This is a genomic window from Synechococcus sp. GFB01, from assembly GCF_001039265.1.
Lineage (GTDB): Bacteria > Cyanobacteriota > Cyanobacteriia > PCC-6307 > Cyanobiaceae > NIES-981.
Map to the genome: position 1 here is coordinate 25,011 of NZ_LFEK01000036.1, position 11,930 is coordinate 36,940.

At 70.2% G+C, this 11,930-nt stretch carries 10 protein-coding genes and 2 pseudogenes; 8 read left to right on the forward strand and 4 right to left on the reverse strand.

What is annotated here, in order from left to right:
• Window positions 1-15: 15 nt before the first annotated feature.
• The gene (yvcK, locus tag SYNGFB01_RS06040; RefSeq protein WP_048017351.1) at window positions 16-1,341 is read right to left on the reverse strand and encodes a gluconeogenesis factor YvcK family protein; all 1,326 of its coding nucleotides are present in this window, start codon (window positions 1,339-1,341) and stop codon (window positions 16-18) included.
• A gap of 253 nt (window positions 1,342-1,594) precedes the next feature.
• On the opposite strand from yvcK, the gene SYNGFB01_RS06045 reads away from it, so the two are divergent.
• Window positions 1,595-2,353 carry an ABC transporter ATP-binding protein gene (locus tag SYNGFB01_RS06045; RefSeq protein ID WP_082325899.1) on the forward strand — a complete coding sequence of 253 codons (759 nt, stop codon included), beginning with the start codon at window positions 1,595-1,597 and terminating at the stop codon, window positions 2,351-2,353.
• Between the two features lie 59 nt (window positions 2,354-2,412).
• Window positions 2,413-3,327: an MlaD family protein gene (locus SYNGFB01_RS06050; protein WP_235299951.1), complete on the forward strand. Its 915-nt coding sequence runs from the start codon at window positions 2,413-2,415 to the stop codon at window positions 3,325-3,327.
• A 27-nt stretch (window positions 3,328-3,354) separates the two neighbouring features.
• On the opposite strand, the gene bchD is transcribed toward SYNGFB01_RS06050, so the two are convergent.
• On the reverse strand, window positions 3,355-5,472 hold the full coding sequence (gene bchD / locus SYNGFB01_RS06055) for a magnesium chelatase ATPase subunit D (protein WP_048017338.1): 2,118 nt from the start codon (window positions 5,470-5,472) through the stop codon (window positions 3,355-3,357).
• Between the two features lie 22 nt (window positions 5,473-5,494).
• On the opposite strand from bchD, the gene folK reads away from it, so the two are divergent.
• The 5 genes and pseudogenes from folK to SYNGFB01_RS16280 all read left to right on the forward strand — a co-directional run bounded on the left by folK (window position 5,495) and on the right by SYNGFB01_RS16280 (window position 9,824).
• Complete coding sequence (gene folK, locus SYNGFB01_RS06060; RefSeq protein ID WP_235299952.1) at window positions 5,495-6,073, forward strand: 2-amino-4-hydroxy-6-hydroxymethyldihydropteridine diphosphokinase; 579 nt, start codon at window positions 5,495-5,497, stop codon at window positions 6,071-6,073.
• Between the two features lie 56 nt (window positions 6,074-6,129).
• Entirely contained in the window at window positions 6,130-6,528 is a 399-nt protein-coding gene (locus SYNGFB01_RS15300) for a hypothetical protein (protein WP_235299953.1), read from the forward strand.
• A 538-nt stretch (window positions 6,529-7,066) separates the two neighbouring features.
• Window positions 7,067-7,735 carry a DUF6798 domain-containing protein gene (locus SYNGFB01_RS06070; protein ID WP_152669556.1) on the forward strand — a complete coding sequence of 223 codons (669 nt, stop codon included), beginning with the start codon at window positions 7,067-7,069 and terminating at the stop codon, window positions 7,733-7,735.
• 35 nt (window positions 7,736-7,770) lie between these two features.
• Complete coding sequence (locus SYNGFB01_RS06075; protein WP_048017342.1) at window positions 7,771-8,334, forward strand: NUDIX hydrolase; 564 nt, start codon at window positions 7,771-7,773, stop codon at window positions 8,332-8,334.
• Window positions 8,331-9,824: pseudogene (locus SYNGFB01_RS16280) on the forward strand (FAD-binding domain-containing protein). The gene SYNGFB01_RS06075 and the pseudogene SYNGFB01_RS16280 overlap by 4 nt, the downstream one beginning before the upstream one ends.
• Here the strand turns inward: SYNGFB01_RS16280 and SYNGFB01_RS06085 are convergent.
• Together SYNGFB01_RS06085 and SYNGFB01_RS06090 are read right to left on the reverse strand one after the other, a co-directional pair.
• Window positions 9,803-11,002, reverse strand: coding sequence for a DegT/DnrJ/EryC1/StrS aminotransferase family protein (locus tag SYNGFB01_RS06085; RefSeq protein ID WP_048017343.1), 1,200 nt, complete (start codon window positions 11,000-11,002; stop codon window positions 9,803-9,805). The pseudogene SYNGFB01_RS16280 and the gene SYNGFB01_RS06085 overlap by 22 nt on opposite strands.
• A gap of 32 nt (window positions 11,003-11,034) precedes the next feature.
• A complete protein-coding gene (locus SYNGFB01_RS06090) occupies window positions 11,035-11,661 on the reverse strand; it encodes a thioredoxin family protein (protein ID WP_048017344.1) in 627 nt (208 codons plus the stop codon).
• A 15-nt stretch (window positions 11,662-11,676) separates the two neighbouring features.
• Here SYNGFB01_RS06090 and SYNGFB01_RS06095 point away from each other — a divergent pair.
• Window positions 11,677-11,930 (forward strand): annotated as a pseudogene (locus tag SYNGFB01_RS06095) (hypothetical protein); the annotation flags it as partial.

Genomic DNA, 11,930 nt, shown 5'->3' on the forward strand with positions numbered 1-11,930 from the left:
CCGGCTGAGAAGGCCTCATGCCGCAGCCCCGCCGCGGTGTTGCCTGTAGAACCGCATCACAGCCAGAGCCAGGGAGCGGGGATCGTGGCGCAGCGTGGCGGTGGGCCTGGCCCCCTGCAGCGGGGCCAGCATCACTGTGTAACCCTGACGCCGCAACTGCCGGGCATCGCAAGCCACGGGCTCGGCACCCTGGGTTCGGTAGCGCTGCACCAGAGGAGAATCCTCCAGGTCCTCCTGGGCCAGCACGGCGGTGAACAGCCGCTCCTCGACGCCGAGGCTGGCCAGCTGGGCCTCGATCGCCCGGAGGTGGCCCTCCACATCCAGCCCATCGGTTTCACCGGGCTGCGTCATCAGGTTGCAGATGTAGAGCCTGGGAGCCCTGCTGCGGGCGATGGCGGCCACCAGTTCAGGAACCAGGAGATTGGGCAGCAGGGAGGTGTAGAGGCTGCCGGGGCCGAGCACGATGAGATCGGCGTGGGCGATCGCCTCGATCGCCCGGGGCAGGGCCGGTGGTCGCTCGGGGATGCAACCGAGGCGCACGATCGGGCTGGGCGCATGGCCGATGCGGGATTCCCCTTCGATCCGCTCACCGTTCTCGAGTTCGGCCCAGAGGCGCACATCCGCCGTGGTGGCCGGCACCACTTGGCCCTGCACCGCCAGAACCCGGCTGCTGGCGGTGATCGCCGCCTCGAGGCTGCCCGTGATCGCCGTGAGCGCCGAGAGGAAGAGGTTGCCGAAGCTGTGGCCCTCAAGGCCGCTGCCGGCGCGGAACCGATACTGGAACAGGCGGGTGAGCAGGGGTTCCTCCCGGGCCAGGGCCGCCAGGCAGTTGCGGATGTCACCGGGAGGCTGCACCCCCAGCTCCCGTCGCAGCACGCCGCTGCTGCCACCGTCATCGGCCACGGTGACGATGGCCGTGAGATTGGAGCTGTAGCGCTTCAGCCCACTGAGCAGGGTCGAGAGACCGGTGCCGCCGCCGATCGCCACGATGCTCGGACCGCGGTTCAGGCGTCCCTGGGCAGCCAGGGCATCCACCAGCAGGGTTCCCTTCTCCGGCGCCAGGGCCTGCTGGATGGTGCCGAAACTGCGGCTCTGGCCCAGCCAGATCAGCAACGCGCCGATCACCAGCACCAGAGGTCCGGTGACCTTGCGGGGCAGCACCGTGGTGATGTTGCGCAGCACCCACTGGATGGTGGCCAGGGACCAGTAGATCGGCTGCAGATCGGCCCAGATCGCCACACCCAGCAGCAGGATGATGAGGCCAAGGCCCGAGGTGAGCACCCAGCGCTTCACCACCAGCCCGGGTTGCAGCCAGCGCACCGCCCGACGGGAGCGGCTCATCAGATCCCGCTGGCGCAGATCATCCCGACCCAGCCACGCCGGACGGCCCAGTCGGCTGCGACCGCGCCGTGGCTTGGGCACCGACCGAGGGGACGTCAAGGAATCGAGACCGCCTGCTGTGACCGAACTGTAGAAAGGCCGCCGCGAGGCGCCAGGATGGATCCATCCTCACCANGGCGCGGTGGAGGCTTCATCCAGCCGGCTCAACACGGGAGCCTTGACGCAACCAGCAGCACGGCAGCCTGCTGCCCGGATGGCCGATCTGAGCGTGCGCTGGGGATCCCGCACGGTTCTCGATCAAGTGAACCTCGACATCGCAGCTGGCGAGCGGCTGGTTGTGGTCGGGCCGTCCGGTGCCGGTAAATCGACGATCCTCCGCCTGTTGGCAGGATTGCTGCTGCCCAGCAGCGGCCGGCTTGAACTGAATGGCGTTCCCCAGACCTATCTGCGCCTGGATCAGCGCCACCCGCCGGACGTGCGGCTTGTGTTCCAGAACCCCGCCCTGCTGGGGTCGCTCACCGTGCGCGAGAACGTCNGATTCCTGCTCTACCGCTTCAGCCGGTTGAGCGAGCAGGAGATCCGGGAGCGGGTGAGCGACGCGCTGGAGGCCGTCGGCCTGGCCGGCATCGAGGAGCAGTTGCCCGCTGAACTGAGCGGCGGGATGCAGAAACGGGTCAGTTTCGCCCGGGCGCTCATCCAGGATCCGACCCTCGGTGGAGACCAGATGCCGCTGCTGCTGTTCGACGAGCCCACCGCCGGTCTGGATCCGGTGGCCTGCACCCGCATCGAGGATCTGATCGTCCACACCACAGCCAAGGCGGCAGCCACCTCGGTCGTGGTGAGCCATGTGCACAGCACGATCGAACGCACCGGCTCGCAGGTCGTGCTGCTCTACGAAGGCCTGTTCCGCTGGAGCGGCAGCACGGAGGACTACCGCACCAGCAGCAATCCCTATGTGGTTCAGTTCAGGAGCGGTAGTCTGCGCGGGCCCATGCAGCCGGCGGAGCTGTAGACCATGCTCCAGATGTCCTGATGCGCGAGGGGATGCGCCGCAGTGTCCGCGAAGNCCTGGTGGGTTTCTCCGTGCTGGCCGCTGTCACCAGTGCGGTGGGCCTCAGCATGTGGATCCGCGGGATGTCACTGAGCCGCGACACCTGGACGATCCGGGCCAGTTTCGACGAGGCCGGCGGCCTGGCGGAACGGTCGGCGGTCCTGTACCGCGGGGTCCAGGTTGGGAGTGTACGGCGGGTGCAGGTGACACCGGTCGCCGTGATCGCGGACCTGGAAATCAGCCATCCCGACATGCGCCTTGCCAAGCCGGCCCAGGCCGAGATCGGCGAGGCCTCGTTGCTTGGCGCCGAAGNCCAGGTGACTCTGGTCAGCACCGCCAAGTCGCTGCCGGCCAACGCCGCGAGCCCCCGATCTGCGGCCTGCAACCGCAAATTGATGGTCTGCCATGGCGACAGCATTCCAGGCATTCAGGGCCCGACCCTCGACAACGTCACCGCCCTGCTGCACAAGCTGCTGACCCAGGGTGACCAGGAGCGGCTGATCCATCGGTTCGCGGAGCTCACCACCACGGTGGACCGGACCTCCCGGGACGCCTCGAGCTTCCTGAACGAGGGCAGGACCCTGGCACGCAATCTGGACCAGTCGGTGACGGAGCTGCAGCCGTCGCTCCGCAACCTCAACGCCGGAACCGACCACATGCGGCGTCTGATGGCCGCCCTGGACAATCCCAAGACGATTGCTGATCTGCAGGCCACCGTGGCCAATGCCCGGCAGCTCACCGCCCGCTGGGATCAGGTGGGAGGAGATGTGAACAAACTGACCGCCGACCCGCTGTTCATGGACGGCCTGCGGAGCGTGACCGTGGGGCTGGGGCAACTGTTTGATGAGCTCTACCCCGCCCAGACCGGCGCTGCCCGCGACAGGGCTCAAGGCCAGCAGGGAGCTTCGGAGAGCGACCCACCGACACCCAAGTGATCGACTGCCGACAGGGCCGCAGTTGGCCTACACGCCGCTGATCGCCTCGAGAGCGATGGCCGCGATGGCCTGATCACTGGCCTTGGGTAGCTGCACGTACTTGCCGCCGGCGGCTTCGGCCAGCTCCTTGCCCATGCCGCTGCCGATGAACTTGCGCTCGGTGTCGATCACCAGCAGCTTGATGCCCAGGGCACGGTACTTGCCGGCCACCTGCTTCAGCTCCTGCTTGAGGTCAACCGGCTCCTCCCCCTCCAGTTCGGGCTGACCGAGGGAGCGGCTGAGAGGAACGTTGCCGCGGCCGTCGGTGATCGCCACCACCACCACCTGACCCAGATCGCCGGTGGCCAGGGCGTTGGCTCCCACCCTGGCCGCCTGCGAGAGCCCGTGAGCCAGCGGTGAGCCGCCGCCGCAGGGCATCGATTCCAGGCGCCGCCGGGCCGCCGTGATCGAACGGGTGGGGGGCAGCAGCACCTCGGCCTGCTCGCCGCGGAAGGGGATCAGGGCCACCTCATCGCGGTTCTCGTAGGCCTCGGTGAGCAGCCTCAGCACCGCCCCCTTGGCGCTCTGCATGCGATTGAGCGCCATCGAGCCGCTGGCATCCACCAGGAAGATCACCAGGGCACCGGCCTTGCGCTGCAGCTGCTTGGCGCGCAGGTCGCCGTCTTCCACCACCACCCGGCGGTGGGGCTGTCGCTCACGGCGGGATTTCTGATACGGGGCGGCGGCCCGCAGCGTGGCGTCCACGGCGATACGCTTCACCGGGCCCCGGGGGATCATCGGCTTCACGTAGCGGCCGCGGGAGTCGCTCAGCACCACGGCACGGCTGCCGCTGCTGCCGCTCCTGGCCTTGGCCGCGCCGAACAGCAGCAGGTCGGGATCGATCGCCGTGGCCTCCGGATCCAGCATGAATTCCTCGGGGATCGAGGGTGGGGCCTGATCCTCCGGGGTGTCGTCCTCCTGGTCGGGATCCGGATCGTTGGTTTCGGTCTCGGGCTCGGGCGGCTCCGGTTCCTCGGGGGCCTGCTCCCCCTGCGGTGGCGGCGGCTCCAGGGGCTGGTCGGGATCGGGTGGAGGCAGCTGCAGCGCCCGCGGTGCGATCACCAGCCGCACCGCCACCTGGAGATCGTCGGCTTCCACCCGGTCGCGGCCGCTGAGGGCCGCATGGGCGCGGGCCACGCGCACGGCGTAGAGCTCGCTGCGATGGCCTTCCACACCGCCGCGGATCGCCTCGGTCACGAGATAGGCGATCTGCTCGCGCGCGATCTGCACATCCGGCAGCCACTGGCGGGCCAGCAGCAGCTGGGTGGCCAGGGCGTCGGTCTCCTCCTGCCAGCGTGCTCCGAAGGCTGCACTGGATTCGGCGTGGCCCAGGGCACTGCGGGTGATCTCCACCCGCTGCTCGAGATCGAGGGCCTGGTTGGCGCTCAGGCAGATGGCGAAGCGGTCGAGCAGATGATCCCGCACCGGCCCCTCCTCGGGGTTGTAGGTGGCGATCAGCAGGCACCGGCAGGGGTGCGAGAGACTCAGCCCTTCCCGCTCGATGCGGTTCTCTCCCGACCCCACCGCCGCCAGCAGCAGGTTGGTGATGCTGTCGTCGAGCAGGTTGAGCTCATCCACGTAGAGCACGCCGCGGTGGGCCTCCGCCAGCAGACCGGGCTGGAACACGGCCTGGCCGCTGGCCAGCGAGGCGGTCACATCCACCGAACCCACGAGGCGGTCTTCGGTGATGCCCAGCGGCACCTGCACGAACGGAGCCGGGATCACCCTGGTAGGCAGCAGTGCGGCGGCGTCACCGCCGCTGGGGTCAGCCCCCAGGTCGGTGAGGCGGCGACGGGTGGGCTCGTCCCAGTCCTCGGGGCGCTGGGGGTCGATGTTGAGGGCGGCCGGGACTGGCTGACCGGCGGCCGGGCTGCCCAGATCGAGCACATCGATCGGCGGCAGCAGAGCGTGCAGGCCGCGAGCCAGCACCGATTTACCCGTGCCGCGGCCGCCGGCGATGACCACGCCGCCCAGGCCAGGATCCACCGCCGCCAGCAGCAGCGCCAGCTTGAGGGTGCCGTGGCCGGTGATCGCGGCGAGCGGGAAGGCCCGGGCGGCGGCGCTGCGGTTCGCGTCACTGCTGGCGGCGGTTCCGCTTGCAACCATGGAGTGGCCCGGGTCCAGAGTCGTGTGCGCCAGTCTCGCTGATCAGAGCGGCTCGAGCCTGGCGATCGCTCTGGGAGCGAATCTCCCCAGCCCCGCCGGCGACCCCCTGGCCACGCTGCTGGCGGTGCGGCCGCAGCTGGAGCGCCGGGTTCAGGATCTGGGCGGGCCGGGGCACTGGTCACCGCTGTTCCGCACCGCGCCGCTGGGGGGGCCCGCTGGGCAGCCCGACTACCTCAATGCGGTTCTGCTGCTGCGCCCTGCCAGGCCTGCCGGGCATGAGGCGGCGCGGGACCTGCTGAAGCGGCTGCAGCACCTCGAACAGGCCTTCGCACGCCAGCGCCACGAACGCTGGGGACCGCGCAGCCTCGATCTGGATCTGCTGTGGTGGGGGGATCTGGTCTGCGACGGCGCTGTCCTGCAGCTGCCCCATCCCTGCTGGCAGCAGCGCAGCTTCGTGGTGGCGCCGCTGGCGGCGATCGCGGCCGATTTCAGACCTCCCGGAGCGGCAGTCACCACGATCGAGCTGCTGAACCAGCTGCTGGCCGGTGCCTCCGAGCCCCCCCCCGAGCGACTGCCCGGCCGCCCCGGCTGGCCTGAATGACGGGCCTCCCTCTTGAATGGGGCCCTGGCCCCACAGGCCGCCTTTTCCCCTGACCCATGGGACCAGCCGGAGCCCCCGGACATCAAGCCCTGCTTGAGAGAGAGCGCTGGCGATCGGCCCTGGCGATCGGCCTGGTGCTGGTGGCTCTGTGCCTGTTCAACGACAACCTCGCCGGGAACGAAGCCGGCAAGCTGGCCCTGGCTCGCCAGCAGGTGGACCCGGGCTGGATCCCGCACGACTGGTACCTCAACAACAGCCAGGGCTACCAGTGGCTGTTCCAGCAGCTGAGCGGCCACATCGTCATCCCCTCGGCTTTCCACTGGGCTCGCTGGTTGTGCGGCTGCTGGGATACGGGCTCTGGGCCTGGGGCCTGGCGGGCCTCACCGTGCCCCTGGGCCTCTCGGCACCTCTGGCCGCTCTGGCGACCGCCCTGTTCAGCTTCAGCCAGGGGGTGATGGCGGGTGAGTGGATGGTNGGGGGAGCCGAACCGAAGACCTTCGCCTATGCGGCGTTGCTACTGGCCTACGGCGCCTGGCGGAACCGGCGCTGGTGGGCCTGTGGCCTCTACAGCGGGCTGGCCTGCGCCTTTCACCTGCTGGTGGGAGGATTCGGGATCCTGGCCCTGGCGGGACTCGCCCTGCTGCGCGGGGGGCGCCACTGGAAGGGTGCGGCCCTAGGCCGCTGGCTCTGCGGCTGCCTGCTCACCGCATTGCCGGTGAGCCTGGCCCTGATGGAGCAGCTCTTCGCCAGGGGGCTCGGCCCGGGGGCCGGCCCCGGCGCCGAGGCCGGTGCCGACCTGCCGACGGCGGGCTGGATCTATGTGGTGCTGCGCAACCCCCATCACCTGCTGCCCAGCAGCTGGTCGTGGAGCGACTGGGCCGAGGCGCTGCTCTTCCTCGGACTGTTCGCGCTCGGGGTGGTCCTTTCGGGCGCCGCCGGGCTGGCGACGATCCTCAGAGGCAGGCCTGCCGAGACCTCGCCCTGTGGGTGGTGATGAGCTGGCCGCCTGCTCTGGCGGGATTGCTGCTCGCCCTGTGGGATCCACAGAGCTCTCTGCTGCAGGTCTATCCCTTCCGCCTGGCCGACACCCTGCTCATGCTGGGGGTGTGGCTGCTCCTCGCCGCGGCCCTGCAACCGTGGTTGCGGGACCGCCAGGCCCGCCTCGCTCTGGTGGCCCTGGTGTTGGTGATCAGCCTCACGGGCCTGGCACGGGACCTGCGCGGGGCGGCGGCCGGCCTGTCTCGTGGGTTCGTGGCCTCAGCGGATCAGGCCGCCCTCTATAACTGGATCCGCAGTGCCACGCCCGCCAGCGCCCTGGTGGTGACGCCCCCCTTCGGTTTCGAGGATCTTTCGCTGCAGACCGGACGGGCGGCTTACGTGCAGTTCAAGCAGATTCCCACCTCCAGGGCCGCCATCCAGACCTGGTACCTGCGCGTCACCGCCCTGGCCGGCGGCGACTCCGACGTGTGGGAGGGCCCCGGCGGCTGGGCAGCCAGACCCAGACTCAGCAAGGCCTACAACAGCCTCGACCCCCCAGCCCTGCGACGCCTGGCCGATGCCAGCGGCGCCTCGGTGCTGATCACCCGCGGTCGCCAGGCCGGGCCGAGCGGCTGGCGAGCCGGCTACTCGACGACCGGCTGGACCGCCTGGCTGCCCTCCTAGCGGCCATGCTGGGCGGCAGCTGACCAGCCGCTTCGATGGCGCCTCTGCCGCCCCCCGAGCCTGCGCGCCACCTGGAAACGCAGGCCGCTCTGGATGCCCGCAAACTGCGTTTCGAGATCAACCGGCTGGCCCTGCCGATGGGGGTCGAGGGAACCTTCGGGGTGATCCGCCACCCCGGAGCCTCTCTGGCGGTGCCGGTGCTCGATGACGGCCGGGTGGTGATCCTGCGCCAGTACCGCTTCGCCGTGGCCACCCGGCTGCTGGAGTTTCCCGCCGGCACCCTCGATCCGGGCGAAACGCCCCTGAGCACGATGCAGCGGGAGCTCCAGGAGGAAGCGGGCTACAGCGCCGATCGCTGGGATCCACTCGGAGCGATGCTGCCCTGCCCGGGCTATTCCGACGAGGTGATCCACCTCTTCCTGGCGCGGCAGCTCAGCCCTCTGGCCGAGCGGCCCGCCGGTGACGACGACGAGGATCTGGAGGTGCTGCGGATGGAGCCGGCCGAGCTGGATGCGGCCCTGGCGAGCGGCGACGAATACCTCGATGGCAAGAGCGTCACGGCCTGGCTGCGGGCCAAGCAGTTGCTGGGCCTCGGATGACCCCGCCCCGCTGGCTGTTCTGGCACCGCCGCGATCTGCGCCTGAGCGACAACCTGGGGCTGGCGGCGGCGGCCCGGGCCACGCCGGCTGTGACGGGAGTCTTCATCCTCGATCCCAGCATCCTCGAGGCGCCGGGGCTGGCGCCGGCCAGGCTGTGGTTCCTGGGCGAGAGCCTGCTGGAGCTCGAGCAGGCCTGGCGGACCGCCGGCAGCCGGCTGGTGATTCTGCGGGGCGATCCGGCGCTGCTGCTGCCCCAACTCGCCTCCGCCCTGGGAGCGGCCGTGGTGGCCTGGAACCGCGATGTGGAGCTACGGCCGCGAGCGCGACCGACGGGTGGCGCGGGCCCTCCAGGCCGGGGGGTGTCGGGTGCTGGTGGGATGGGACCAGCTGCTGGTGGAGCCCGACGCCCTGAAGACCGGCGGCGGCGAGCCCTACCGCGTCTACGGGCCCTTCTGGCGCAGTTGGCGCCGCCGGGTGGAGCAGATCAGCGCCCTGGGTTCGGCCGCCTCGGGGGGACTGGATCCCCTGCCAGCCCCGCGCGCCTGATCGACTGCGACCCGGCCCGGCTGAAGGATCTGCCGATGGCGGGTCCTGGGTTTGAGCAGGCGCTGCCGGAGCACGGCTTTGGCGGTGCCGCCCTCTGCCCCTGCCGCCCCGGCGAGACCGCCGCACAGGAGCAGCTGGTCCGATTCTGCGACGGTGTGGGCAGAGGCGGCCGCTCAGCGCCCCTGCTGGCCTACGCCGAGGCCCGCAACCTTCCCGGTGAGGCCGGCACCTCGGGCCTGAGCGCCGCGCTCAAGTTCGGCACGCTCAGCCCGCGGCAGGCCTGGGCGGCGGCGCAGCAGGCCCGCCAGACGGTGGCCGCCCAGGGCGGCGCCCAGGAAGCCCTGGAGTCGATCCAGGTGTGGGAGCAGGAGCTGGCCTGGCGCGAGTTCTACCAGCAGGCGCTGTATCACTTCCCCGAACTGGCCGACGGTGCCTACCGACCCAAGTGGCGCGCCTTTCCCTGGGACAACGACCGGTCCTGGTTCGAGGCCTGGTGCGACGGGCTCACGGGGATGCCGATCATCGATGCGGCGATGCGCCAGCTCAATCAGAGCGGCTGGATGCACAACCGCTGCCGCATGATCGTGGCCTCCTTCCTGGTGAAGGATCTGATCTGCGACTGGCGCTGGGGCGAGGCGGCCTTCATGGCGCGCCTGGTGGATGGCGACCTGGCCGCCAACAACGGCGGCTGGCAGTGGAGCGCCAGCAGCGGCATGGACCCCAAGCCGCTGCGCATCTTCAACCCGGCCACCCAGGCCGCCAAGTTCGATCCCGAGGCGCGCTACATCCGCACCTGGCTGCCGGAACTGGGCCATGTGAGCACGGCCGATCTGATCAGCGGCGAGATCGCACCGGCGGAGCGGCGCGNCTACCCGCCTCCCCTGGTGAACCACAGACACCAGCAGGCACGGTTCAAGGTGCTCTACGCCGCGATCAGGGGCTGAAGCACTCCGCTCAGCACCTCCACCACCCGCCTCTGCTGGCCCTCGCTGAGCTCCGGGAAGATCGGCAGGCTCAGCACCTCGCTACACAGCTGCTCGGTGACCGGCAGAGAACCCGGCCCGTAGCCGAGATCGACGTAGGCGGGCTGGCGGTGGATCGGGATCGGGTAGTAGATGATCGTGCTCACGCCAGCGTCCTGGAGCTGCTGCTTGAGCCAGTCGCGGCAGCAGGCCTCNGGCNGANCGNANGCGGCACTGTCNGGGGAGGGGGTGCAGCTGCCAGCGCAGGCCTGGGCAGCACTGGGGCAGGCCGGCACCCGCACCACGAACTGGTTCCAGCTGTGGCCATCGGGCCCCGCCTCCGGCAGCTGGATACCCCTGACGCCGGCGAGCTGCTGGCGATAGCGCTCGGCGATCGTCCGGCGTCGCTCCACCCAGCGGCCCAGATGAGGCAGCTTCACCTGCAGCACGGCGGCCTGGATCGCATCGAGACGGCTGTTGTATCCGAGAGCGGTATGCAGGTAGCGCCGCGGCATGCCGTGCACGGCCAGTTCCCGCATGGTCCGGGCCAGCTCGGGATCCTTGCAGGTGACGGCGCCACCGTCACCTGCAGCGCCGAGGTTCTTGGTGGGGAAGAAGCTGAAGCAGCCCGCCTCACCCCAGCTGCCCACCGGTCGGCCGGCCCAGCTGGCGCCGCTGGCCTGGGCGCAGTCTTCCACCACCTTCANGCCATGGCGGGCGGCGATGGCGCAGAGGCGCTCCATGTCGACCGGCCGGCCGAACAGATGGACCGGCAACAGCATCCGGGTGGCGGGTGTGATCGCCGCCTCGATCCGATCGAGATCGATCAGGTAAGTGGTTGGGTCGACATCCACGAACACCGGCGTGGCCCCCACGGCGCTGATCGCCTCAGCCGTGGCGAAGAAACTGAAGGAGGCCGTGATCACCTCATCGCCGGGACCGATTCCCAGGCCGCGCAGGGCGAGGATCANGGCGTCGGTGCCGCTGTTGCAGGCCACGGCATGGGGCACCCCCACTGCGTCAGCGAACTGTCGTTCGAAGTCAGCGATCACTCCCGCCCCGATGTACTGACCGCTGCGCAGCACCCCAAGCACGGCCTGATCGAGTTCCTCGCCGAGCTCCTGGAGCTGCTCGCTGAGGCTGAAGGGAGGCACCTGCATCGCTGAACCTTAGGTGTCAAAACAGCTGCGGCTCAGCGGGCCCATTCCGGTTCCTCACCTGGATGCCACTTGATGTTGCAGCCGATGGAAGGCTGCTGCGCCGCGGGCACGGGCTCACCGGCGAGCAGGGCGGTGAGCGCGCGGCGCAGATCGGCCCCGTCGAGAGACAGGTCATTGCCCGGGCGGCTGCCATCGAGCTGACCGCGATAGGCGAGCCGCTGCACACCATCGGCTCCAGCCGCACCGAACAGGAAGAGATCGGGTGTGCAGGCGGCGCGGAANGNCCGGGCCAGCCGCTGGTCGGCATCGAAGAGGTAGGGGAAGCGCCAGCCGTGGGCCTCGGCCTGGGCCCGCAGGCCCCCGGGGCCGTCCTGGGGATGGGTGCGGGCGCTGTTGCTGGAGACGGCCAGCAACTGCAGCCGCTGCGACCCCGGAGCGGCGAAGTCGGCCGCCAGACGGCCCACTTCCGGCTCGATGTGCTTCACGAACGGGCAGTGGGCGCAGAGAAACAGCACCAGCAGCGAACAGCTGCCCAGGGCCTCGAGCTCGAGGGGCTCACCGCTCACCTGCCGGACCCGCCCTGAGGCAAGCTCCTGCTGGATCACCGCGAACGGCAACGGCGTGCCCAGGGGAAGCATGGTGGAAGGGGTCAGAGCCATGGAGACGGTCCCGCAATGAATCCGGCCGCCAAGCTAGGCAGAGCGACCGGGCTGGCTCCCCTGCTGCTGGCAGCCCTGCTGGGCGGCTGCGTGCCGGCCCACCGCCACCCCACCTGGGCGATCTACCCGCTGCAGCGGCGCGTTCCCCACGACGGCCTGGCGGTGGTGAGCCAGCCCGACGGCTATGGGCTTCACCTCTGGATCGACACCGACACCAGCCGCCCCGGCGTCTGCCGCCCCCGCTGGAGTGCCGATCCGGCGCGCCTGTT

Coding starts and splice junctions, on each gene's coding strand:
- yvcK (WP_048017351.1), bottom strand. CDS start 1,341: ATGAGCCGCTCCCGTCGGGCGGTGCGCTGGCTGCAACCCGGGCTGGTG.
- SYNGFB01_RS06075 (WP_048017342.1), top strand. CDS start 7,771: ATGGCGCCTCTGCCGCCCCCCGAGCCTGCGCGCCACCTGGAAACGCAG.
- SYNGFB01_RS15300 (WP_235299953.1), top strand. CDS start 6,130: ATGGGACCAGCCGGAGCCCCCGGACATCAAGCCCTGCTTGAGAGAGAG.
- bchD (WP_048017338.1), bottom strand. CDS start 5,472: ATGGTTGCAAGCGGAACCGCCGCCAGCAGTGACGCGAACCGCAGCGCC.
- SYNGFB01_RS06070 (WP_152669556.1), top strand. CDS start 7,067: ATGAGCTGGCCGCCTGCTCTGGCGGGATTGCTGCTCGCCCTGTGGGAT.